Here is a 19,743-nt window from a genome sequence, read left to right on the forward strand (position 1 = left end):
AAGTGCTTGACTCCGAGGTCCACGCCGGCCACGGCACCGGTCGCCGGGGCCTGCTCGGGGTCGTCCACGTCCACGGCGAAGGACACGTACCAGCGTCCGCACGGGTCACGGGAAACGGTCACCGTGGTCGGGTTGATCGCCGCCGGGTCAATGCCAGGCCAGGACCAGACGAACTCCAGCGGCGCGTCCATCTTCGCCGGCCACAGCCGCCCGTCGCGGTAGCGGAAACCCGACCGGGTGTACTCCGCGCTCTGCCGCCCGGTCCGGGACTTGTAACGCGGGTACTTGGCGCGTCCGGCGAAGAAGTTCGTGAACGCGACCTGCTGGTGGCGGATCGCCTGCTGCAACGGAACCGACGGCACCTCGTTCAGCCAAGCCGTCTCCTCGCCGGCTTTCATCGCCGTCAGGTGGGCGTTCGCCTGGACGAAGTTCGTCGTGAGCCGCTCGCCGTGGTAGCGGGCGTGCCGCCAGGCCAGGGTGCGGTTCCAGACGAAGCGTACGCAGCCGAACGTGCGGTTCAGCACCGCAGCTTGTCCGGGTGTCGGGTAAGCCCGGCACTTGTACGCCGTCCGCATAGATCAACCTTAACAGAACGGAACGGTTCGCATACACAACGTGGTCGTCCTGTCCCGCTTTCCTCCCCTGGGCTAAACCCAGGGTTTCAGCCTTCAAGGAGTTTCGATGAGCGGTATCTGTGACGGGCGTGTCGTCGTGGTGACGGGGGGCGGCCGGGGCATCGGCCGGCAGTACGCCCTGGAGTTCGCCCGGCAGGGCGCCAAGGTCGTCGTCAACGACCTCGGGACCGACACGCGAGGCCAGGGACGCTCGGGAGGCCCGGCGCAGGCGGTGGTGGAGGAGATCCGCGACCTCGGCGGGCAGGCGGTCGCCCACTGCGACGACATCGCCGACTGGGACGGCGCGGGGCGGCTCGTGAAGACCGCCGTCAGCGCCTTCGGCCGGCTGGACGTGCTCGTCGGCAACGCGGGCTACGTGCGCGACCACATGATCGTCTCGATGACCGAGCAGGACTGGGACGACGTCATCCGGGTCCACCTCAAGGGACACTTCCTGCCGCTGCGGCACGCCGCCGCGTACTGGCGCGAGCGCGCGAAGGCCGGCGAGCCCGTGGACGCGCGGGTCATCACCACGACCTCCGGCGCGGGACTGCTGGGCAGCGTCGGGCAGGCCAACTACGCCGCGGCCAAGGCCGGGGTCGTCGCGCTCACCCACACGGCCGCCGCCGAACTCGGGCGGTACGGGGTGCGGGTGAACGCGGTCTCGCCGGCCGCGCGCACGCGCCTGACCGAGGAGTTCTTCGCCGACATGGTGGCCCCGCCCGAGACCGGCTTCGACGTCATGGACCCGGCCAACGTGGCGCCGCTGGTCGTCTGGCTGGGCTCGGCCGAGTCCGCCGGGGTGACCGGGCGGGTGTTCGAGGTCGAGGGCGGCATGATCTCCATCGCCACCGGCTGGAGCGACGGCCCGGGCGTGGACAAGGGCTCGCGCTGGGAGCTCCACGAGGTCGGCGAGGCCGTGAACAAACTCCTGGTCGAAGCGCCCCTCCCGGGTCCTGTGTACGGCTTCGCCCAGAAATAGCTTCTTCTTGAGCTCGTGGCGTGCTCTGATCGCCCGGCGCGGGGCGGAGGCCGCGCGCTGGGCGCGTTCTGGAGGCGCTGGCACATCTCCCTGTCGCGCTGGTTCCGCGACTACGAGTACATCCCGCTCGGTGGCACCGCCGCGGGACGCGGGCCACGTACCGCAACCTTGTGATTATCTTCGTGCTGTGCGGCTTCTGGCACGGGGCCAACTGGACGTTCCTGTGCTGGGGGCCTCTACCACGGGCGCGCGGGGCTGCGAGCTGGATGAGTTCGTCCTGTTCGCCCTCGACCACCGGCGGACGCTCGCCCTCGCCCTCGCGCTCGGCGTGGTGCTGCTGCCCGCCTCGCCCGGCCTCGGGCGAATCCTGGAGCAGGGCGGGGACGGTCCGCGCGGTGGGTGGCGGGCGCGGCGCGGGCCTCGGTGACCTGGGTGGCCGCGCCGCACGCCGCCGTGCTGGTCGCCGCCGGGACGTTCAGCGGCGTCATGCGAGGAACCCCAGGCCTTCAGACCCGCAAAGAATCGCATACGGCGCCGCACGCCGGTAGATCCATGGTGAACATCACGGCGTGAGGTTCGTTGTGCAGGTCCGGCTGTTCCCGACGCCCGCCCAGGAGGCGGCGCTGGCGGACACGCTGCGCCTGTGCAACCAGGCCGCGAACCTGGTCTCCCGCATCGCGTGGGAGACGAAGGTGTTCCGAAATTACGATCTTCGGTTGCACACCTAGGGCGAGCTGAGGGGCATGGGTCTGTCGGCTCAGCCCGCCCAGCACGTCATCAAGAAGGTCGCCGACGCCTACACGACGGTGAAGGCGCATGTGAAGGCGAAGCTCCGCACGACTGTCGCCAAGCCGATCGGGTTCCGTCCGGACGCGGCGCAGCCGTTCGACGACCGGTGCCTGTCCTGGCAGGTCGAGGCCCGCACCGTGTCGATCTGGACCACCGGCGGCCGGATGCGGGGGGTGGCGTTCGGCTGCTCGGTCGAGCAGGCCGCCACGCTGGCGGCCTGCCGTAAAGGCGAATCGGACCTGGTTCACCGGGACGGCATGTGGCTGCTGATCGCCACCTGCGAGGTTGCAGACATCGGCGTCAGCGAACCGGCCGGGTTCCTCGGCGTCGATCTGGGCATCGCGAACATCGCCACCACCGGCGACGGTGAACGCCACTCGGGTAAGCGTCTGAACGCGGTCCGGTACCGTAACAGGGAACTGCGGCGTCGTCTGCAGGCCAAGGGGACCAAGTCCGCCAGGCGGCTGTTGAAGGCGCGCCGCCGTAAGGAGTCCCGGTTCGCCCGGGATGTCGATCATGTCATTTCCAAGAGCATCGTGACCGAGGCTGCACGTACCGGACGCGGCATCGCACTCGAAGAGCTGAGTGGGATCCGTGAACGGGTACGGCTCCGTAAGCCCCAGCGGGTCACCCTGCATTCGTGGTCGTTCCACCAGCTTGGAAGGTTCATCGCCTACAAGGCGGCCCGCGCCGGAGTCGCCGTGATCCACGTGGATCCGGCCTACACCTCCCAAGCCTGCTCATCGTGCGGGCACGTGGACAAAAGGAACCGGCCCGGCCAGGAAACCTTCCTCTGCACGTCGTGCGGCTTCGCTGAGCACGCCGACGTCAACGCGGCCCGCAACATCGCCTCGCGTGGTGTTGCGTGCTGGGCAGTGAGTCACGCTGCCGACGACGCGGCCTGACCCGTGCACTCCATGCACGGCGAGGAGCTGCAAGCTCACCCTCCAGGGCCGAGAAGCTGACCCCGTTCCTCTACTACCAGTTTCTGATCATGGACACGTCGCGCGAGGGGGGCTCGCCCATGAGCCGTAGGATCGCCATGCTCGGCGCGGGCCTGTTCTTCTTCGGCCCCGCCCTGGCGTTCGCCGCCGGAGACCGGGCGGCCGAGATCGAGAACCGCAGGCTGGCCGGCTTCCCCGCGCTGTCGCCCCCCGGCGATTTCCCGTCCCGCTTCGAGGCGTGAGCCGTCGACCACCTCCCGCTGCGCGGGCACGCCGTGGGGCCCCGCTGGAACAGCTCCAACGCGCGACCGGCGAGCCCGCCTACTTCCGGACCGACAGTCACTGGAACGAACGCGCCGCCGCCCTGTACGGCACGGAACTGGCCCGGGCGCTCCAGCCGGACCTGTCCAGGGGGACGCGGCACGTCCCCCTCGGGCCCTATGTCCGGGAAGGGGACCTCGGCCGGCTGCTCGGCGCTTCCCGGTCCGAGACCGTCGCCCGCTGGGGGCTCGTCCGCGACGGGGTGCGCGAACTCGGGCGCGACGACCGGGATGCGCCGGTCGCCGTGCGCGTCGCCAACACCACCTCCGGGGCCGCGCTCTTCCGGCCGGACACCCTTCTCATCGGCGACTCGTTCACCCGCGAGTCGCTGCCGTGGATCACGCCGTACTTCGCCGGTCTGACGGTCCTGCGCAGCGACGCCCCCGCCAATGCCGGTCCCGCGCGCGTCGCGGAGTACGTGCGCGACAGCGAGGTGGTGGTGTTCGAGATGGTCGAGCGCTACTGGGCGGGCGGCCACGGGGAGATGCTCACCGACGCGACGCTGGCCACCCTCGAAAAGGCGCTGCCGCCCGCGCGTCGGCCTGGGGCGGCGCTGCGCGGCCGGGGTCCGGAACAGGGCGCCACCGAGCGGCGTCCGCCGGGCTGACCATACTTCCGGGAGAGTATGGTCTCGGCCATGGCCACCGGATCATCCTCGGTGAGCGAGCCGACCTACTTCATCCTCGCCGCCCTCCTCGACGGCCCGCTGCACGGTCACGGCATCATCAAACGCGTCGTCGACCTGTCCGAGGGCCGCATCCGGCTCCCCGTCGGCACCCTGTACGGCGCGCTCGACCGCCTCGCGGCGAACGGCCTGATCGCCATCGACCACGAGGAGGTCGTGGACGGCCGCCCGCGCCGCTACTTCCGCCTCACCGACGACGGCACCGGCCTGGTGCTCGCCGAGGCCCGCCGCATGCAGCACGCCGCCTCCATCGTCACCGCCCGCGCCCAGCCCCCGAGGACGGCCCCGTCGTGAGGCGGCCCACCGCCCTGACGGGGCCGGAGCGGTGGTACCGGTGGCTCTTACGGGCCTACCCCCGTGAGTACAGGGCCGCTCACGGCGAGGAGATGATCGCCACGCTGCTGGAGACGGACGGTGACGGCCGCGCCGTGCCGTGGCCGCGTGAGGCGCTGGCGCTGGTCGCGGGCGGCGCCCGGGCCCGTGCGCTCGGCGCCGGTCGCGGGCCCGCGTGGGCGGACGGGGTCCACCTCGGGGTCACCGTCCTGGCGGTGCTCAATCTGGGGGTGCTGGTGCCGTACGCCAGGTCCGTCCCGGTCTGGACGGCGCTCGCCGCGGTGACGCTCTTCGCCGTCACCCGGGGATGGGTGCGTACGGCGCTCGGGCTGGTGGCGCTCGTCGGCGGCAAGGTGCTCGCCGTGGTGCTCGGGCATCCCTGGCTGGACCAGACCCTGCTGCCGGTCTTCTCCGACGGCGTGTGGAACGCGCCCCCGCTGTACTCCCGGGGAGGCCCGGTCGCGCCCGTCGCCGCGTACGCGCTGGCGTTCCTGGGCCTGGCGGTGCTCGCCGCCCGGCACGGGCCGCTCAGGAGGCGTACCTGGCGGTGGTGGCTCGCGGTGCCGCTGACGGCGGGCGTCGACCCGGCCTCCTGGCTGATGGTCGAGTCAGGGTCGCCGCGTGCGGCGGTGAGGGTCGGCCTGGAGTTGGCGCTGCTGTGCCTGGCCGTCTGGGCCGGTCGCGTCGCGGCCGACCCGCGCTGGGCCCTGGCCGCCGCAATCGCCCTGGCGCCGGCCGTGGTCGCGTGCTTGGAGGGGGTGACCACCTCTCGGGCCGACGTGCTCGTGTCCTTCCACGGGTTCTCGGCCGGGCGGCAGGAGTTGTCCCATCTGGGCGTGCTCGTGCTGCTGACCGTCGCCGCGGCGGCCGTGCCCCTGCACGCCCGGCGTCACGCGCTGCTGTGACGCCGCCCGCCCGCCGCCTCATCGGCCCGCGTACGGCCCGCGCCACCGTACGGTCCGGGGCCGCCGTGCTGACCGCGCTCGCCGCGGTGGCGGCGGTGGACATGTGGGCGGTCACCCAGGCGCGCGGCCGTCCCCAAGAGCCCTTGCTCCGCGGACCCGCACAGCTCGCCCAGGCGCGGGAGGAGATACGCGCGGAGTGCATGAGGCGGCGCGGGTTCCGGTACGTGCCGTTCCTCTCCACGTACGTCAACCCCATCCGCCGGGATGCCGCGGAGGCGCGGGCCCGGGACGCGGGCGAGTACCCGGCCATGCGCAGATTTCGCGAGAAGTACGGCTTCGGGATCTTCGCCCTCTACGCGTACCCCCGCGAGTTCGGAAACCCCCAGGTCGAGACCGACGCCCCGGTGAACCCGAACAACACGATCGCCATGGCGCTGTCCCGCACCCAGTTCGCCGCCTACGGGAAGGCCGGCGACGCCTGCTACAGCAAGGCGGTCAAGATGACCACCGGCAAGGACGTCACGTCGATCACCGACCACATGATCCAGGCGAACGAGCGCATCGACCGGCTCGTCACACGCGAGCTGGACGGCGACCCCCGCCTCGCCGCGCTCGGCGCCGACATGGCGCGCTGCCTGAGGAACAAGGGGTACTCCGTCCCGTCCGGCACGCCGTCCGCGCTGGCCCGCCGGGGTCCGGAGGTCTTCCACGCCGAGGAGAAGGCCCTCGGGCGCGCGATGGCCCGCCCGGCGATCGAGGCCGGCGACCTGCCCGACCACGACTACTTCCCGTCCCTGATGGCCGCCGACGCCACCCCGTACCTCACCCGCGAGATCAGGGCGGCCCTGGACGACCTCGAATGCGGCCGGCGGTTCTACCGGGCCTACGAGCCCGGCCACGCCGCGATCGTCCGGCGGGCGTACGTGGAGTACGGCCTGGACGAGTGGCTGTGGTGACGACCGCCCGATCGAGGACCGTCCGTGGTGACACGGTGCCGTGGTGGTGATGGCTATGGTGACGACGTGCTGCGGTGACGACGGCGCCACCCGGTCGTGGAGACGCCCCAGCACCTGTGAGCAGGTTCCTCAGCAGGTTCCGGCGCCTGTCAGTAGAACGCGTAGCACTCCACTTCGGCGCGGCGGTAGGTCAGGCCGGCGGCCACGGACTGGTCCACGCATCGCTGCTGGCGCGGGCTGAGCGACAGCGTGCCGCACACGGTCACGCCCGAGTACGTCCGGCAGTCGAGGTTCGTGGCCCTCTTGCCGATCACGTACTTTCTCACGACCTCCGCACGGCACTCCCGGCGGCGCTTGGGCGTGTCGGCGTACTTGCACTGACGTTTCAGGATCCGGTACTGCTCCAGGCTGACGGACTGCCTGACCTCAGGACCCGGCGGCCCCCCGCCCGCGGACACGCCGGACCCGGCGGGCCGGGCAGTCACGGTCGGTACGGCGGAGGCGGCGGACGCGGTGAACATGGTGAACAGGGCTGTGGTCGCGAAGGCGACAACCTTCATGATCTTCCTCATGGCGCCCCCCTGTCATGACGTTCGTACCCCCCCGCACACCCACCCGAAGTACCCGAAAGGTAAAGCGAGGCCCCCCTCTCACACCAGCACGGGGTGGTTCGCCCGGAAGACCCCACGCGGATCGTCGCGCCGCTTGACCTCCCGCAGCCGGGCCAGCGTGTCCCGCGTGAACGCGGCCGAGGCGCGCTCCTCGTGGGTGAGGAACGTGTACGGCTTGCGCCCGCTCGTGTGCCGGTCCAGGGACCGGAACACGCTCGCCTGCCGTGCCTCTACGGCGGTCACGTCCGCGGGCGACCAGGGGACTCCGAGCAGCCCGACCAGATACGGCTCGGAGATGTGCCCGCAGGCCCCCGCGCCGGTCGCGTGACGGGCCAGCGCGCCCCCGAGGTGACGGATCTGCGCCGTCACGAGCGGGGCCATCGCGCCCGGCGCCACGGCGGTGAGGAACATCGTGGCCGCCGCGTCGTCGAGCCGGTCGAGCAGCTCCGCGCGCAGGATCCCGGGGCCGGGCATGGTGGGCTCGGCACAGATCGCGCCCAGATCGGGGATGTGCACCGAGCCCAGCGTGTCGAAGACCAGGCCCGGAATTCGGTCGAACCGGCCGAGCAGGTGGCGGGCCTGCGCGCCGTCGCCGAGGAACGTGAGATCGACGACCGCCGCGGAGAGCCCGCGCAGCGGTTCCGGCAGTTCGGGGAACGGCGGGAAGTCGATCAGCGAGAACCAGACGGTCAGTTCCTCCGGCGCGACCGCAGTCGTGTCCCGGACCGCCGCGAGGACCTCGGCGGCCCGTGCCGCCGGCCACACCATCCTGCCCCCGTACACCTCGGGCGCGGGGTGGAGCTCGATCTCCATGGCCGTGACCAACGCGAAGTCGCCGCCGCCGCCCCGAAGCGCCCAGAACAGCTCCGGATCGGACGCCGCGCTCACCGTCCGGCGCGAACCCTCGGCGTCCACCACGTCGAACGAGCGGACGCCGTTGGCGGCCAGGCCGTGCCGCCTGCCGAACCAGCTCAGCCCGCCGCCGAGGGTGTAACCGACCGCGCTGACCACGGGAGAGCTTCCGCAGAGTCCGGTCAGACCGTATTTGGCCGTCTCCGCGAGCACCTCGCTCCAGGAGGCGCCCGCGGCCACACGCGCGGTGCGCTCCTCCGGCCGGACCTCCACGCGCCGCATGCGCCCGGTGCGCACCAAGATCTCACCGTCGAGGCCCGCGGCGGCGCCGTGGCCATTCGGCTGGACCGCCACCGCCAGGCCGGCCCCGGCCGCGTACCTGACGAGCACGGACGCGTCCGCGGCGTCCTCGATCTCCACCACGGCCCGGACCCGCTGCTCGACCGTCAGATTCCACGGCTTGCGCGCCGCCTCGAAGTCCGCGTCCCCGGGGACGGACACCGGGCCGCGCAGGGCCCGCCGCAGGTCTCTGGCCAGCGCCGAATCATGGCCCTGGTCGGCTCGCGTGGGGTATGCACTCATGATCTTTCTCCATCTCGGGATGTCCCGCCGGACATGTCGTCGTGGCGGATCCCCCCGCGGCCTCGTGGAAGCGAGCCGTGGGAGGTGGGGCGTGACCACGGTGCACGAGGTGGCTTGGAGACGGCTGCATTGTGGCTAAGTGCGGGCTTGAGGGGCCCGGTCCCCGTGGCGGGCGCGGGAGTTCGACGGTCATGAATGTGGCGTCGCTCGCTGGTTCTCGGCCGTTGAGAGATCCGCTTCTCGGCCGTTGGCGACGACGGTGCCCTCCAGGCCGCCGGCGATCGTGCACGTCCTCCTTGGAGCGGTCCGACGAACTCGCTGCGGCGGCCCAGCCGGAGCTCGCCGATGAGGCGGTGAACGCGCGCCATGCGTCTGTCGTGACAGTGAGAGCGGGACCGTTGGGGATCTTGGAGTCACGGACGGCGATGATGCCGGGGATGTTGGTGGCCACCTCGACGCACTGACCACCATCAGGGCCGGAGTACGTCGACTTGCGCCACTAGGCGAGCCTCAGGTCCATTGCTTCACGGTTCCTTGCGGACTGGAACTTGCTCACGATCGCGTCTGATGCGGTGTCCCGGCGTTCAGGGCATGCCCGGACATCCCCACGCCGAACGGCCCCCCACGGACGACACTTCCCCACGGATGGCACCCTCAAGGACGTGACTTCCCCACGGGTGGCACCCCCGCGCCGAATGGCACCTCCGCTCTGAATGGCACCCTCCGCTCTGGCCAAGGGGGTGCTCAATCCGGCGCCGCGTCGGCGGGAAGGGACGATGCTGAAGCCGGCGCCTGTTGCGGCGAGGCACCGGCCGAGCGTCCCGTTCCCGGTCGGCCTGCTATTCCAGAGCGATGTGCTGTGGATGCAGGTCAGGTGGTTGTGCGGGAGGCCTTCAGGCTTCCGGTGAATGTGCGCCACTCGTCTGCCGCAACCGTAATTGTGGGGCCGTGTGGCTTCTTCGAATCGCGGATGGCGACGATGTCCGAGAGGTTGTCGGCCACCTCCACGCAGTGTCCGCCATCCGATCCGGAGTAGCTTGACCTTCTCCATCGAGTCTGACTTAGACCCATTGTTCCATCACGTCCTCGATGAGCTTGATCGACAAGTGCTGTGGGTACGCTTCGGCGCGGATGGTGTCGTACCGCCTCGCTAGTTCCGAGACGGCTGCTCGATCTTCTATCGTCCGGCCTCGCGGAGAACAGTCCACATAGGCGGCTTGGGGACAATTGTGTTGTTCTGTGATGACGAAGGCACTCAGTAGCCCGCAAGTTGATTGCGCGCTGTACGGAACGATTTGAATCGTCACTGTGGGATGTTCTGCTACCTGAATCAGGTAGGCCAACTGCTCTCGCATGTTGTCCGGCCCGCCGATGGGTCTACGGAGAACGCCCTCATCGATGAGAGCGAAGATGATGGCGGGGTCCTCTCGCGACAAGATCGACAGGCGACGCATTCGACCGGCCACCTGCTGGTCGGCTTGTTCGGGAGTGATGCCCGGCTCGCCGGCGATGATGCGACGCGCATAGCTCTGCGTTTGGAGCAGGCCTGGTATCAGCAGAGGATCCCATGCTCGCAGAGTCGCCGCTTCCTGCTCGATGTCCAGCCACGTTCGAAAGTGCTCGGCGTCGGTCTCGCGGCGGGCGACGGCGCTCAACCGCGTCAGGACGCCATCCAGGCCTAGTGCTTGATCGCATCTCTCGGCGAACGCCTTTTCGGGGCGACGTGCCGCCCTTTCAACCATTCCGACCAGACTGGTGGAGAAAGCGATCCTTTTCGCCAGTTGCTCCTGAGTGAGTTGCGCCTCCTCGCGGTACCGGCGCAACTCGTAGCCGAACAGCGCCAGGGGCGAGGCGTCCGGGCGCAGAGGGATCGGTTGGGGCAAGGGCCCTCCCTTACGCGGGGTTCTTCGTTGGCGATCAGTGCGGGCTTCGCACAGCAAGAGTGTGTTCACTGTGTGACTGTTTCGCTTCGCAGCGTATCCATGTGGAGTCAGTCTGGGAAGGCAATTCCTTCTTTCCGAGATCTGTCGCTGCGAGATGGAGCGCCGATGGCACGGGATCGTGGCTGGCCGCGTGTCACTCCGCAGCCGCCAAAAGACGAAGCGAGGACGCCATGGTGACAGGCGAAGTGCTGGGCGTTTTGGAACTGCCCGGCGTACCCGAATCGGTTTCGCGGGCTCGGCGGTTTGTGGCCGAGGTGCTGGGGAGCGGGCATCCCGTGCGGGACGAGGTGGTGCTGCTCGTGTCCGAGCTGATCACGAACAGCGTCACGCACTCCGACTCCCGTGATGGCGGGCGGGTGACGCTCGCGGTGAGCGAGTGCGGCGACAGCATCCACGTCGAGGTCCTGGACGCGGGTTCGGAAGGGTGCCGCAGGTCCGGGACGAGCTCTACGGCGACGGCGGGCGAGGGCTCTTCCTCGTGGACGCCATCTCCGAGCGCTGGGGGATGTACCGGGACGCGGCCGGCCGGGTGGTCTGGTTCGCGGTCCGCTTCAAGGGCTCGGTCCCCGGGTCGTTCCAGGGCTCGGATCCGGCGTCGTTCCAGCGGTGATGGAGGGAGCCGCGCGCGACTCGTCCGAGAAGGTGCAGGCCGCCCTGCAGTCCTTCCCGACCGGCCTCGCCGACCTGGTGGCTGTGGCCATGCGCCTCGTCGACTGCATGATCGGCGAGGACGCGTGGGCGCTGCAACGCCTGCTGTACGCGGAGGCGGGCCACTTCCCCGGCCTGTACGAGTCCGTGCTGGCGACCGGGGCGAACCGCACCGCCGACGCGCTGGCGGGCAGGCTCGCCCGGCCCGCCAACGCCGGCCACCTGCGGATCGCCGACCCGGTCCGCGCCGCCGCCCACTTCCAGGCCCTCATCGGCTCTGAGCTTCCCGCCCTCACCGCCCTCGGCAGCCGCCCGATCGGCGGTTCCGAGCTGGAGCAGGCCGTCGCGGCGGGCGTCGACACCTTCCTGCGCGCCTTCGCGCCGTCCCGCTGACCCAGGTCCGGGTAACGACCCGGTCAACTCCCCGGTGATGACATGTCCGTACGATGCTCACGGTACTGACACGTCGGCCACGGGATGGAGCTGCCGGTGAAGATCGCCTATGTCACCTATGACGGTCCGGACGACGACAGAGAGGTCGTGCTCGCGCACTGGCGCGAGGCGGGCATCGACGGCGCGGCGGTGAGCTGGGACGATCCGTCCGCCGACTGGGCGGCGTTCGACGCCGCCGTGGTGCGCTCGACGTGGAACTACATGGACCGGCGCCGGGAGTTCGTGGACTGGGCCCGCCGGGTGGAGGGGCTGACGCGGCTGCTCAACCCCGCGTCCGTGCTGGAGCGGAACACCGACAAGACCTACCTGCGCGACCTGGCGGCGGGGGGCGTCCCGATCGTGCCCACGCACTGGATCGGCCCCGGCGACGACGCGGACGTCTCGTCCTGGGAGGGGTGGAGGCCGGGGGAGGAGTACGTCGTCAAGCCGTCGGTCTCGGCGGGCGCGCGCGACACGATCCGCACGGCCGACGCCGCCGAGGCCGCGCGGCAGGCCGAGATGATCGTCGCCGAGGGCAAGGTCGCGCTGGTGCAGCCCTACCTGCGCATGGTCGAGGACGAAGGCGAGCTGTCTCTGCTGTACTTCGGCGGCCGGTTCAGCCACGCCGTGTGCCGTACCGCGATGCTCGCCGACGGGACGGCGGCCCCCCGCGCCAACCACGTCGGCGCCGACCTGCGCGAGCCCGCCCCCGACCAGGTGGCCGTCGCCGAGAAGACGCTCGGCGAGATCCCCGAGAGCCTGCTGTACGCCCGCGTGGACCTCGTCCGCCTCCCCGACGGCACCCCGGCACTCATGGAACTGGAACTCACCGAGCCGTACTTCTACCTGGCCTTCGCCCCCGGCAGCCCCGAACGCTTCACCGAGGCCCTCCGCGACCTCCTCTGAGCCCAGACCACGCGGTGCGGCTCGCGCCTTGTTGACGGGCGCGAGCCACCTCAGACGCCGCTGCTCTCCAGAATGCGCACCTCTACACCGACCTTCTCCGCCGCCTTCATCTTCAGGTCCGACGTGAGCAGAGGCACGGCCAAAGCCTGCGCCAGAACCACGTACGAGGCGTCGTAGGCCGTGAAGTTGTCGCGAAGATCCAACATCCTGCGCAGTGACTTCGTCATCGAGTGCCGCTTAATGCGGAACACCCTGTAGTCCATGATCGCATTGTCGAGCCGGGAACGTTCCATTTTGCGACCCAGTACCAAGCCGCGCAGGGCGCCCGCGACCTCGAAGTCGAGAAGATTGGGCGCGTGCAGTTCCTGGCCCGCGATGAACTCGGACAGCGCTGGGTCGGCGGGCCCGGCGACGAGGGCTTCTACCATCGCCGATGCTTCGATTACGATCACGAGGCGTCCCGCATGCGCCGGATCTGTTCGACGATGTCATCTCTGGTCGGACCGCCGCTGTAACCTCGCCGAGCGATGCGTGCCACCGCTTCCGCGTTCGGGGAGCGGCCGACGAGAAGTTCGAGTTCGCCGCGCAGATATTCGGTGAGCGTCAGTCCGTACTCGGCCGCTTGGGATTCGAGCGCGCGCACGGTCGCCTCGGGTACGTCGGGTACCTCAACCGTCGCCATGCAGCAACTGTATGGCTCTGTCGCAAGAGCAGACAAGGGGGATGTCGCCTTCCGTGTCGTCGTGACTACGAACGGTGAAATCCTCTCATGTACGCGGCCCGCGCCGCCGGGGTTTTCGGCGGCGCGGGCCGTTGTTTCAGGCGCCGTCGTTCGCGGTCGGGGTGTCAGGCGAACACGTCCTGCTGGTAGCGCCCCTCATCCTCCAGGGCGCGCAGCCACCGGTCGCCGTCGCCGCCCGTCCTGTCGTGATAGATCGCGGCCAGGGCCTTGCGTACGGCGGGCGCCATGCGGAGGCCGTCGCCGCAGACGTACACGTGGGCCCCGTCCTCCAGCAGTTCCCAGAGCCGGTCGGCCTCGGCGGCGACGGCCTCCTGCACGAAGCGGAACGGATGGCCGGGGACGGCCGAGAACGCGGTGTGCACGCGGGCCACCCCCGCGTCCTCCCACGCCCGCAGCTCCTCCCGGTACAGCCAGTCGTGCTCGGGGTGGCGGCAGCCGTAGAAGACCTCGGCGGGCCCGCTCGCCCCGGTGACGGCCCGCTCCTCCAGGAACCCGCGCAGCGGCGCGAACCCCGTGCCCGGGCCGACCAGGATCACCGGGGTCGCCGGGTCGGCGGGCAGGCGGAATGGCGGGCTCGGAACCCTGACGTACCCGTAGAAGACGTCGCCGGGCGCGAGGCCCGCCAGGTAGGCCGAGCACATGCCCCTGTAGGCGCCGCCGCCCGACCAGGAGGGCCCCTCCACCAGGCCGACCGTGACGCGGACGCGGCCGGGGGAGGCGAGCGGCGAGGAGGAGATCGAGTAGTAGCGCGGCCGGATCGGTCCCGCCATCTCCAGGAAGAGCGGCAGGGGCAGCGAGACCGCGGGGAAGCGCTCCAGGAGCGTCAGCACCGACACCCGCTTGGCGAGCACCTCGTCGGCGTAGGCGGCCTCCAGGTCGGCCAGCCGCCCCCGGGTCCACGGGCAGTCGGTCTGGCCGGCCAGCACCGCGAGGTCCGACCGGGTGGCCACTTCCTGCAGTTCGGCGAACTCCGACAGCAGCAGCCCGGCCGTGACCGGGGTGTCCACGGGAAGGTGGGTCGCCCCCCGCGCGCGGAGCCGTACGATCTGGTCGCGCGGCACGTGAAGGCAGCGCAGGGCCCACTCGACCAGCTCGGGGTCGTTCTTGGCGAAGACCGCCAGATGGTCGCCGGCCGTGTACGCCGTCCCCTCGGGCAACTCGGCCACGATCGACCGCACGCCCGGCCGCGGCGCCTCCAGCGAGAAGTCCCACAGCCCGGCGGGGTCGCCGGTCAGCTCCTCGTTCGAGATGACGGTCAGCGGGAACGCCTGCGGGGACACCACCGCGGGGCGCACGTCGGCCTCGGTGAGCACGTCCATCTCGTAGCGGGGGCCGGTCTCCGCGGCGGCGGCGCCGTACTCGGTGGCCAGCGCCGCCCAGAGCGAGGCCGTCCACGCCGACACGTCGCCGTCGAAGTCGCCGTCGGCGTCGGCCTCGCCGCGCTCGACGAGCGGCACGGCGCCCGCCCGGGTGAGCTTGTCGAAGGCGCGCCGGGGGAAGTCCTGGTAGGTGGGCCACTGGGTGTTGCCGCAGCCGAGCAGCGCCAGCCGCACCCCCTCCATGGACGGGAGGTCCGCGAGGGCGTCGAAGCGCTGGGCGTTGTCCGGCGCCTTGCCGTTGTAGGTCGAGGTGACCACCACCAGCAGCCCCTCCCGGGGCGGGTCGAGCTCGTCGAGCGTGGTCAGCGTCGTCGCGAAGCCCGACCGGCCCGCGCGCTCGGCCAGACGTTCGGCGACGTCGGCGCTGGTGCCGAGGTTGGAGCCGTAGGCGACGGTGAGGCCGATGCCGTCGGCGACCACCTCGACGGGCGTCTCCTCGGCGACCTCCGCCGTCGCGGCCCTGCCCGTTTCGCCCCTCTCGTGCGGCTTGCGCTCGCGGACGCGGATCGTGAAGTCGTCGGGCTTGAGGGTGAGCGTCTGCTTGATCTGCATCTGATAGGCGTCCGGGTCGGAGATCGCGAACCGCTGGAGGACCACGGCGAGGGCGAGCCTGGCCTCGGTCAGCGCGAACTGGCGTCCGATGCAGGCCCGCTCGCCGTTGCCGAACGGCTTGTAGGCGGCCGGGTGGTGGCCGGCCTTGTTCTCGGGGAGCCAGCGGTCGATGTCGAACTCCTCCGGCCGGTCCCACGCCTTGGGGTGGTGGTGCAGCGCCGGCAGCAGGACGACGGCGATCTGTCCCTCGCGCACCTGGTATCCGCCGATCGTGGTGTCCGCGAACGCCTTGACGGCGAACGCCGGGATCGGCGACCAGGTCCGCAGCGTCTCCTCCAGGACTCGCGGGATCACCTCGAGCTTCATGATCGTCTCGTACGTGGGCACGGTGTCCCCGGGCAGCAGCCGGTCGACCTCGGCGTAGGCCATGGCGAGCACGTGCGGGTTGCGCAGCAGGTTGTAGAGGGCGAAGGAGAGCAGCCCGCTGGTGGTCTCGTGACCGGCGATGAGGAAGGTCAGCACCTGGTTGCGGATGTTCTCGTCGGACAGCCGCGCGCCGCTGCGCGGGTCGGCGGCCTCCAGCATCAGGCCGAGCAGGTCCTTGGCGCCGCCGCCTCCGCCGGCGGCGCGGCGCTGCGCGATGACCTCGTCCACAAGGGTCTGCATGACGTGGATGTCGGAGCGGTAGGCCTCGTCCTGCTTCTTCTTCAGTCTGGTGACCAGCGGCATCTGCCGGTCGCGGAGCATCGCCTCGGTGAGGGCGCGGCCCATCGCCTGCAGGAAGGGGTGGAGCTCGGGGGACTCGAAGGAGTCGAAGCGGTAGTCGAACCCGGTGAGCGAGATCGTGTCGAGCGTGAGCCGGGTCATGTCCGCGGGCACGTCGACCTCGTCCGAGACGGCCCACTTGGCGGCCAGGGCCTGCGCGACCTCCAGCATCTGCGGGAAGTAGGTCTTCATGGAGCGCTGGCTGAAGGCCGGCATAAGGATGCGGTGCGCGTGGCCCCAGACCGGCTCGTCGTGGCGGGCGGTGAACAGCCCGTCGCCGGCGAAGTCGCGGACGATGGACAGCGGCGGGTCGATGCCCTTGTAGAACCGGGTCTCGTCGCAGACCTCCGCCACCAGGTCCGGATCGTAGACGAACAGGACCCTGCGGCCGAGCAGGTCGAGCTGGTAGATGCCCTCGTCGTGCTCGGCCGCGAGCTTCTCGAAGTACGCGTTCGGCGCGTGCGCCGGGACCTGGAGCGTGTTGCCGAGCAGGGGCAGACCCTGGGGGGCGGGAATGGACCGGGTGACCGGCATGAGAACCCCTCCTTCGTCGGCGGTCTTCTGATACCGCCAGCCATACACTGTATGGACGCTATCATACGGTGTATGGCTGTGAGTGCGCGCAGGGGAAGCCCCCTGACATCCGAGGAGATCTACATGGCGGCCCTGCGTCTCATCGACGCCGCCGGGGTGGACGCGCTGTCCATGCGCAAGCTCGCCGCCGACCTGGACGTCAACCCGATGTCGCTGTACCACCACGTGCCGAACAAGACCGGGCTGCTGCGCGGGGCCAGCGCCCTGGCGGGGTCACGGCTCCGGCTGCCGCCCGACGACGGCACCCCGTGGCAGGACCAGCTCCGCGCGCTGGCCCACGCCTACCGCTGCCTGGCGCGCGCGCACCCGTCGCTCTGGTCGTACGTCAACGCCCACCCGGAGCTGCTCGACCGCGAGGGCGAGATGTGGACGGTGTACACCCGCATCCTGGTCGCCGCGGGCGTGCCCTCCGACCGGCTGGTCCACACCCGCAAGGTGCTGTTCACCTTCGTCCTCGGCTTCCTGACGGCCGAGGCGGGCGGGGTGCTGGAGGCCATCGAAGGCGACGCCGACGCCGCCTTCGACGTCGCCGTCGAGCTCATCATCGCCGGTCTTGAGGCCCAGCGCGCCTGAGGCGAGCGGCACACATGGGTACGGCTCGCGCCCCCCGGAAAGCGGGGACGCGAGCCGTACCGGAAAATCGGGAAAGGGGTCAGGTCAGGGCAGCACCACCGCCACGGGCGTCACGCCGGCGGTGCGGAGGGTCGCGGGGAGCTGCGCGGCCCAGGGGTGTTCGTCGGCGGCGAGGCCCTCGGGGTTGTCGACGACGAAGCGGACGGAGCCGGAGGGGCCTGCCTGCTCGATCCACGTGGCGCCGAAGCCGGTCAGGGCCGCGGCGACCTTGGCGCGGTCGGCTGCGGCGACGGTGACGCGGATCGCCGCCTCGTGGTCGGCCGGGACGACGGCCGCGGCCTTCGGGGCGGCGGCGAGGGTCCGGCCCGCCGCGCCCGAGGGCAGGTCGGCGGTGATGGCGTTGACCACCAGCCGCGCGGTGCCGTCGGTGAAGGCGCGGAAGTTGGGGTCGGCGGCGAACAGCACCGCGTGCCCCGCGCCGACGGGCTCGTCCAGCACCGCCGCGGTCCCGCCCAGTTCCTCGGCGCCGACCTGGAAGCCGGAGACGAACCAGTCGGGGGAGGTCGCGGCCGGGTAGGAGGCGACGACCTGCGCCGGGTCGGAGGCCCGCATCAGCGCGTCGTAGGAGTAGAAGGACCACGCCGTGCGGCCGACCCCGGCGGCCAGCGGCCCGGCGGCCACGTTGACGCGGAGCAGGGAGCCGGGGACGTCGGAGGTCGGCGCGGTGAACGTCGCCGTGCTGACCCCGGCCAGGGCCGCGAGCTGGGCGCCGCCTGCCCAGCCGACGTACCGGCCGCCGCCGCTCACCCACGCCTTGAGCGTGTCACGCCCGGCCTGGCCGAGCGCGGCGGACGCCGAGGCGGCCGGGCCGTTCGGGACGAGCAGCACCTGCACGCCGGACAGCTTGCCGGCCGCCACGTCCGCCGGGGTGAGCTTGGTGTACGGCAGCTTCCACTCGCGGTCGAGACGCTGGCGCAGCCACCCGAGGGACTCGACGGTGCTGGTCGAGGTGCGCGACGGTTCGAGCACGGCGACCACCGGCTTCTTGGCCGGCGCGGGCGGCGAGACCACGGCAGGGATCTGCTTGGCCGGCAGGCCGAGCGGGAACAGTCGGCTGCCGGAGGACCCGCCGGACACGTTGGCGAGCAGCGGCAGGCTCCACGCGGTCACGTCGTAGAAGTAGGGGAACGGCGTGTAGCTGTCCTCGCCGAGCATGGCCTGGACCCAGTGCTTCTGTCCCTGCGCCATGGGGATCCAGTACGTGCCCTTGGGCAGCGTGGCGCGGCCCGGGGCCCGTCCGTACTCCTTGTAGTCCGGGACGGTGAGCGGGGTGGCCAGCGTGAACACCTGGACGTCCATGCGCTGGAGGCGCCGCACGATCGACTCGACCGCCGCCTTCTTGCCCGGGTCGTCGGCGCGCAGGAAGTAGTGGCGGACGGGGCGCTCGGGCACCTGGGTGATGACCTCGTGGCCCGGGTTGTACACCTGGTTGGGCTCCAGTTGCCCGGCGATGCCCTGCTTGAGTGCCTCGGTGTACATGCCGTGCCAGGTGGTGAGGATGCTCTCCTTGTGGGAGGCGGCGGCCGACAGTGACACCCACTGGGTGAGCGCCTGCTCGAAGGTGCGGACGTCGATGGGCGAGCTGCCGCCCTTCTCGAAGGTCATCCCGGCCGCGTTGAACCCGGTGGTCGGCACGGTGTCGCCGTAGCCCATGTAGAACATGTCGTACACGTCGCGGTTGGTGAACGGGATGCCGCGCTTGGTGAACTCGTCGATCATCGACTGGCCGTACAGGTTGCTGATCCAGTCGTAGGCCGGCTCGGCGATGTCGTGGAAGATCGGGTCCGCGTTCGGCGGGAAGAAGTACTTGGTGCCGCCCTGCTCGTGCGCGTCGATGTAGAGCTGCGGCGGGTACTTGCGCAGGAGCTCCAGCTTGCCGTCCGTCTCCGGCTGCGTGCGGGCGAACCAGTCGCGGTTCATGTCGAACCCGTACGCGTTGCGCCGGGTGTCCGCCTCGCGCCCGTCCGGGTTCTGGGTCGGCACGACGACCACGATGGCGTTGTCGAGGATCTTGCGCGCGGCGCAGTCGTCGCGGTCGGACAGGTCGTACAGCGTCTTCAGGGAGGCGTCGGTGCCGCTCTCCTCGCCGCCGTGCACGTTGCCGGTGACCCACAGGATCGCCGGGGTGCGCTTGGCGAGCTGCTTGGCGAGGCCGGAGGGTGTCAGCGGGTTGCGCAGCGTCTTGATCGACAGCTCGATGGCGGCGAGCCCGGCCTTGGTGACGTTCGCGGGGTCGCCGACGATGGCGTACCGCACCGGGCGGCCCTCGGCCGTGGTCGCGAGGGTGCCGGTCACGACGCGGTCGGTGGCCTTGTCGATGGTGTCCAGGAGGGTGTCGGACTGGGCGGAGGTGACCTCCTGCTGCCCGAGGTCGAAGCCGAGCACGCTCTTGGGGGTGGGGACCTTGTTGCGATATACGGGCGTGGTTCCGGTCGGGTCGCACGTGCCGGACGGCGGGGTGTGGGCGGGAGTCGCCTGGGCGGCTCCGGCGGGGAGAACGATCGCGGCCGCCGCGAGGGCCGACGCGACCACCGTGAAACGGTTGATCATTCAGCAACCGTTTCATGACCATTTG

The 19,743-nt window shown here is 70.8% G+C and carries 22 protein-coding genes and 2 pseudogenes; 14 read left to right on the plus strand and 10 right to left on the minus strand.

Features of this window, described 5'->3' with window-relative positions; all coding sequences use genetic code 11:
• The coding region (locus AB0M95_RS33695; protein WP_363773515.1) for a transposase at positions 1 to 575 on the minus strand (575 nt) is incomplete at its 3' end.
• Positions 576 to 681: 106 nt separating this feature from the next.
• On the opposite strand from AB0M95_RS33695, the gene AB0M95_RS33700 reads away from it, so the two are divergent.
• From AB0M95_RS33700 to AB0M95_RS33740, 9 genes are all read left to right on the plus strand, one after another.
• Positions 682 to 1,596, plus strand: a complete 915-nt coding sequence (locus AB0M95_RS33700) for an SDR family oxidoreductase (protein ID WP_363773518.1) — start codon at positions 682 to 684, stop codon at positions 1,594 to 1,596.
• 187 nt (positions 1,597 to 1,783) lie between these two features.
• Entirely contained in the window at positions 1,784 to 2,023 is a 240-nt protein-coding gene (locus AB0M95_RS33705; protein WP_363773520.1) for a hypothetical protein, read from the plus strand.
• A 142-nt stretch (positions 2,024 to 2,165) separates the two neighbouring features.
• Positions 2,166 to 2,324 (plus strand): hypothetical protein, encoded by a 159-nt coding sequence (locus AB0M95_RS33710; protein ID WP_363773523.1) that lies wholly within the window; start codon positions 2,166 to 2,168, stop codon positions 2,322 to 2,324.
• 15 nt (positions 2,325 to 2,339) lie between these two features.
• Entirely contained in the window at positions 2,340 to 3,290 is a 951-nt protein-coding gene (locus tag AB0M95_RS33715) for a transposase (protein ID WP_363773526.1), read from the plus strand.
• A gap of 119 nt (positions 3,291 to 3,409) precedes the next feature.
• Complete coding sequence (locus AB0M95_RS33720) at positions 3,410 to 3,571, plus strand: hypothetical protein (RefSeq protein WP_363773529.1); 162 nt, start codon at positions 3,410 to 3,412, stop codon at positions 3,569 to 3,571.
• Entirely contained in the window at positions 3,568 to 4,257 is a 690-nt protein-coding gene (locus tag AB0M95_RS33725) for a hypothetical protein (RefSeq protein ID WP_363773532.1), read from the plus strand. The genes AB0M95_RS33720 and AB0M95_RS33725 overlap by 4 nt, the downstream gene beginning before the upstream one ends.
• A 30-nt stretch (positions 4,258 to 4,287) precedes the next feature.
• Positions 4,288 to 4,629 carry a PadR family transcriptional regulator gene (locus tag AB0M95_RS33730; RefSeq protein ID WP_363773535.1) on the plus strand — a complete coding sequence of 114 codons (342 nt, stop codon included), beginning with the start codon at positions 4,288 to 4,290 and terminating at the stop codon, positions 4,627 to 4,629.
• Positions 4,626 to 5,573: a hypothetical protein gene (locus AB0M95_RS33735; RefSeq protein ID WP_363773538.1), complete on the plus strand. Its 948-nt coding sequence runs from the start codon at positions 4,626 to 4,628 to the stop codon at positions 5,571 to 5,573. The genes AB0M95_RS33730 and AB0M95_RS33735 overlap by 4 nt, the downstream gene beginning before the upstream one ends.
• Positions 5,570 to 6,529 carry a hypothetical protein gene (locus tag AB0M95_RS33740; protein WP_363773541.1) on the plus strand — a complete coding sequence of 320 codons (960 nt, stop codon included), beginning with the start codon at positions 5,570 to 5,572 and terminating at the stop codon, positions 6,527 to 6,529. The genes AB0M95_RS33735 and AB0M95_RS33740 overlap by 4 nt, the downstream gene beginning before the upstream one ends.
• A gap of 149 nt (positions 6,530 to 6,678) precedes the next feature.
• Here the strand turns inward: AB0M95_RS33740 and AB0M95_RS33745 are convergent, their stop codons facing one another.
• The 5 genes and pseudogenes from AB0M95_RS33745 to AB0M95_RS33765 form a co-directional block, all read right to left on the minus strand.
• On the minus strand, positions 6,679 to 7,089 hold the full coding sequence (locus tag AB0M95_RS33745) for a hypothetical protein (RefSeq protein ID WP_363773544.1): 411 nt from the start codon (positions 7,087 to 7,089) through the stop codon (positions 6,679 to 6,681).
• A gap of 90 nt (positions 7,090 to 7,179) precedes the next feature.
• Complete coding sequence (locus tag AB0M95_RS33750) at positions 7,180 to 8,574, minus strand: FAD-binding protein (RefSeq protein ID WP_363773547.1); 1,395 nt, start codon at positions 8,572 to 8,574, stop codon at positions 7,180 to 7,182.
• Positions 8,537 to 9,061, minus strand: a pseudogene (locus AB0M95_RS33755) (DUF397 domain-containing protein); the annotation flags it as partial. The gene AB0M95_RS33750 and the pseudogene AB0M95_RS33755, both read right to left, overlap by 38 nt.
• Before the next feature lie 383 nt (positions 9,062 to 9,444).
• The gene (locus tag AB0M95_RS33760) at positions 9,445 to 9,645 is read right to left on the minus strand and encodes a DUF397 domain-containing protein (RefSeq protein ID WP_363773550.1); all 201 of its coding nucleotides are present in this window, start codon (positions 9,643 to 9,645) and stop codon (positions 9,445 to 9,447) included.
• Positions 9,636 to 10,457 (minus strand): helix-turn-helix transcriptional regulator, encoded by an 822-nt coding sequence (locus AB0M95_RS33765; RefSeq protein WP_363773552.1) that lies wholly within the window; start codon positions 10,455 to 10,457, stop codon positions 9,636 to 9,638. The genes AB0M95_RS33760 and AB0M95_RS33765 overlap by 10 nt, the downstream gene beginning before the upstream one ends.
• Positions 10,458 to 10,687: 230 nt before the next feature.
• On the opposite strand from AB0M95_RS33765, the pseudogene AB0M95_RS33770 reads away from it, so the two are divergent.
• The 4 genes and pseudogenes from AB0M95_RS33770 to AB0M95_RS33785 form a co-directional block, all read left to right on the plus strand.
• Positions 10,688 to 10,927: pseudogene (locus AB0M95_RS33770) on the plus strand (ATP-binding protein); the annotation flags it as partial.
• Between the two features lie 14 nt (positions 10,928 to 10,941).
• Positions 10,942 to 11,127 (plus strand): ATP-binding protein, encoded by a 186-nt coding sequence (locus tag AB0M95_RS33775; RefSeq protein WP_363773555.1) that lies wholly within the window; start codon positions 10,942 to 10,944, stop codon positions 11,125 to 11,127.
• Complete coding sequence (locus tag AB0M95_RS33780) at positions 11,127 to 11,558, plus strand: TetR/AcrR family transcriptional regulator C-terminal domain-containing protein (RefSeq protein ID WP_363773626.1); 432 nt, start codon at positions 11,127 to 11,129, stop codon at positions 11,556 to 11,558. The genes AB0M95_RS33775 and AB0M95_RS33780 overlap by 1 nt, the downstream gene beginning before the upstream one ends.
• 96 nt (positions 11,559 to 11,654) lie before the next feature.
• Positions 11,655 to 12,503: a hypothetical protein gene (locus tag AB0M95_RS33785; RefSeq protein WP_363773558.1), complete on the plus strand. Its 849-nt coding sequence runs from the start codon at positions 11,655 to 11,657 to the stop codon at positions 12,501 to 12,503.
• A 50-nt stretch (positions 12,504 to 12,553) separates the two neighbouring features.
• Here AB0M95_RS33785 and AB0M95_RS33790 read toward each other — a convergent pair whose 3' ends face one another.
• From AB0M95_RS33790 to AB0M95_RS33800, 3 genes are all read right to left on the minus strand, one after another.
• Positions 12,554 to 12,955, minus strand: coding sequence for a type II toxin-antitoxin system VapC family toxin (locus AB0M95_RS33790; protein WP_363773561.1), 402 nt, complete (start codon positions 12,953 to 12,955; stop codon positions 12,554 to 12,556).
• Positions 12,952 to 13,185 carry a hypothetical protein gene (locus AB0M95_RS33795; protein WP_363773564.1) on the minus strand — a complete coding sequence of 78 codons (234 nt, stop codon included), beginning with the start codon at positions 13,183 to 13,185 and terminating at the stop codon, positions 12,952 to 12,954. Before AB0M95_RS33795 ends, AB0M95_RS33790 begins: the two co-directional genes overlap by 4 nt.
• Before the next feature lie 164 nt (positions 13,186 to 13,349).
• Complete coding sequence (locus tag AB0M95_RS33800) at positions 13,350 to 16,475, minus strand: cytochrome P450 (protein WP_363773567.1); 3,126 nt, start codon at positions 16,473 to 16,475, stop codon at positions 13,350 to 13,352.
• 72 nt (positions 16,476 to 16,547) lie between these two features.
• Here AB0M95_RS33800 and AB0M95_RS33805 point away from each other — a divergent pair, with 72 nt between their 5' ends.
• Entirely contained in the window at positions 16,548 to 17,108 is a 561-nt protein-coding gene (locus tag AB0M95_RS33805; protein ID WP_363773570.1) for a TetR/AcrR family transcriptional regulator C-terminal domain-containing protein, read from the plus strand.
• A gap of 84 nt (positions 17,109 to 17,192) precedes the next feature.
• Here AB0M95_RS33805 and AB0M95_RS33810 read toward each other — a convergent pair whose 3' ends face one another.
• Positions 17,193 to 19,718 carry a M14 family zinc carboxypeptidase gene (locus AB0M95_RS33810; RefSeq protein ID WP_363773573.1) on the minus strand — a complete coding sequence of 842 codons (2,526 nt, stop codon included), beginning with the start codon at positions 19,716 to 19,718 and terminating at the stop codon, positions 17,193 to 17,195.
• Between the last annotated feature and the right edge of the window lie 25 nt (positions 19,719 to 19,743).

The organism is Sphaerisporangium sp. NPDC051017 (assembly GCF_040683095.1).
Classification (GTDB): domain Bacteria; phylum Actinomycetota; class Actinomycetes; order Streptosporangiales; family Streptosporangiaceae; genus Sphaerisporangium.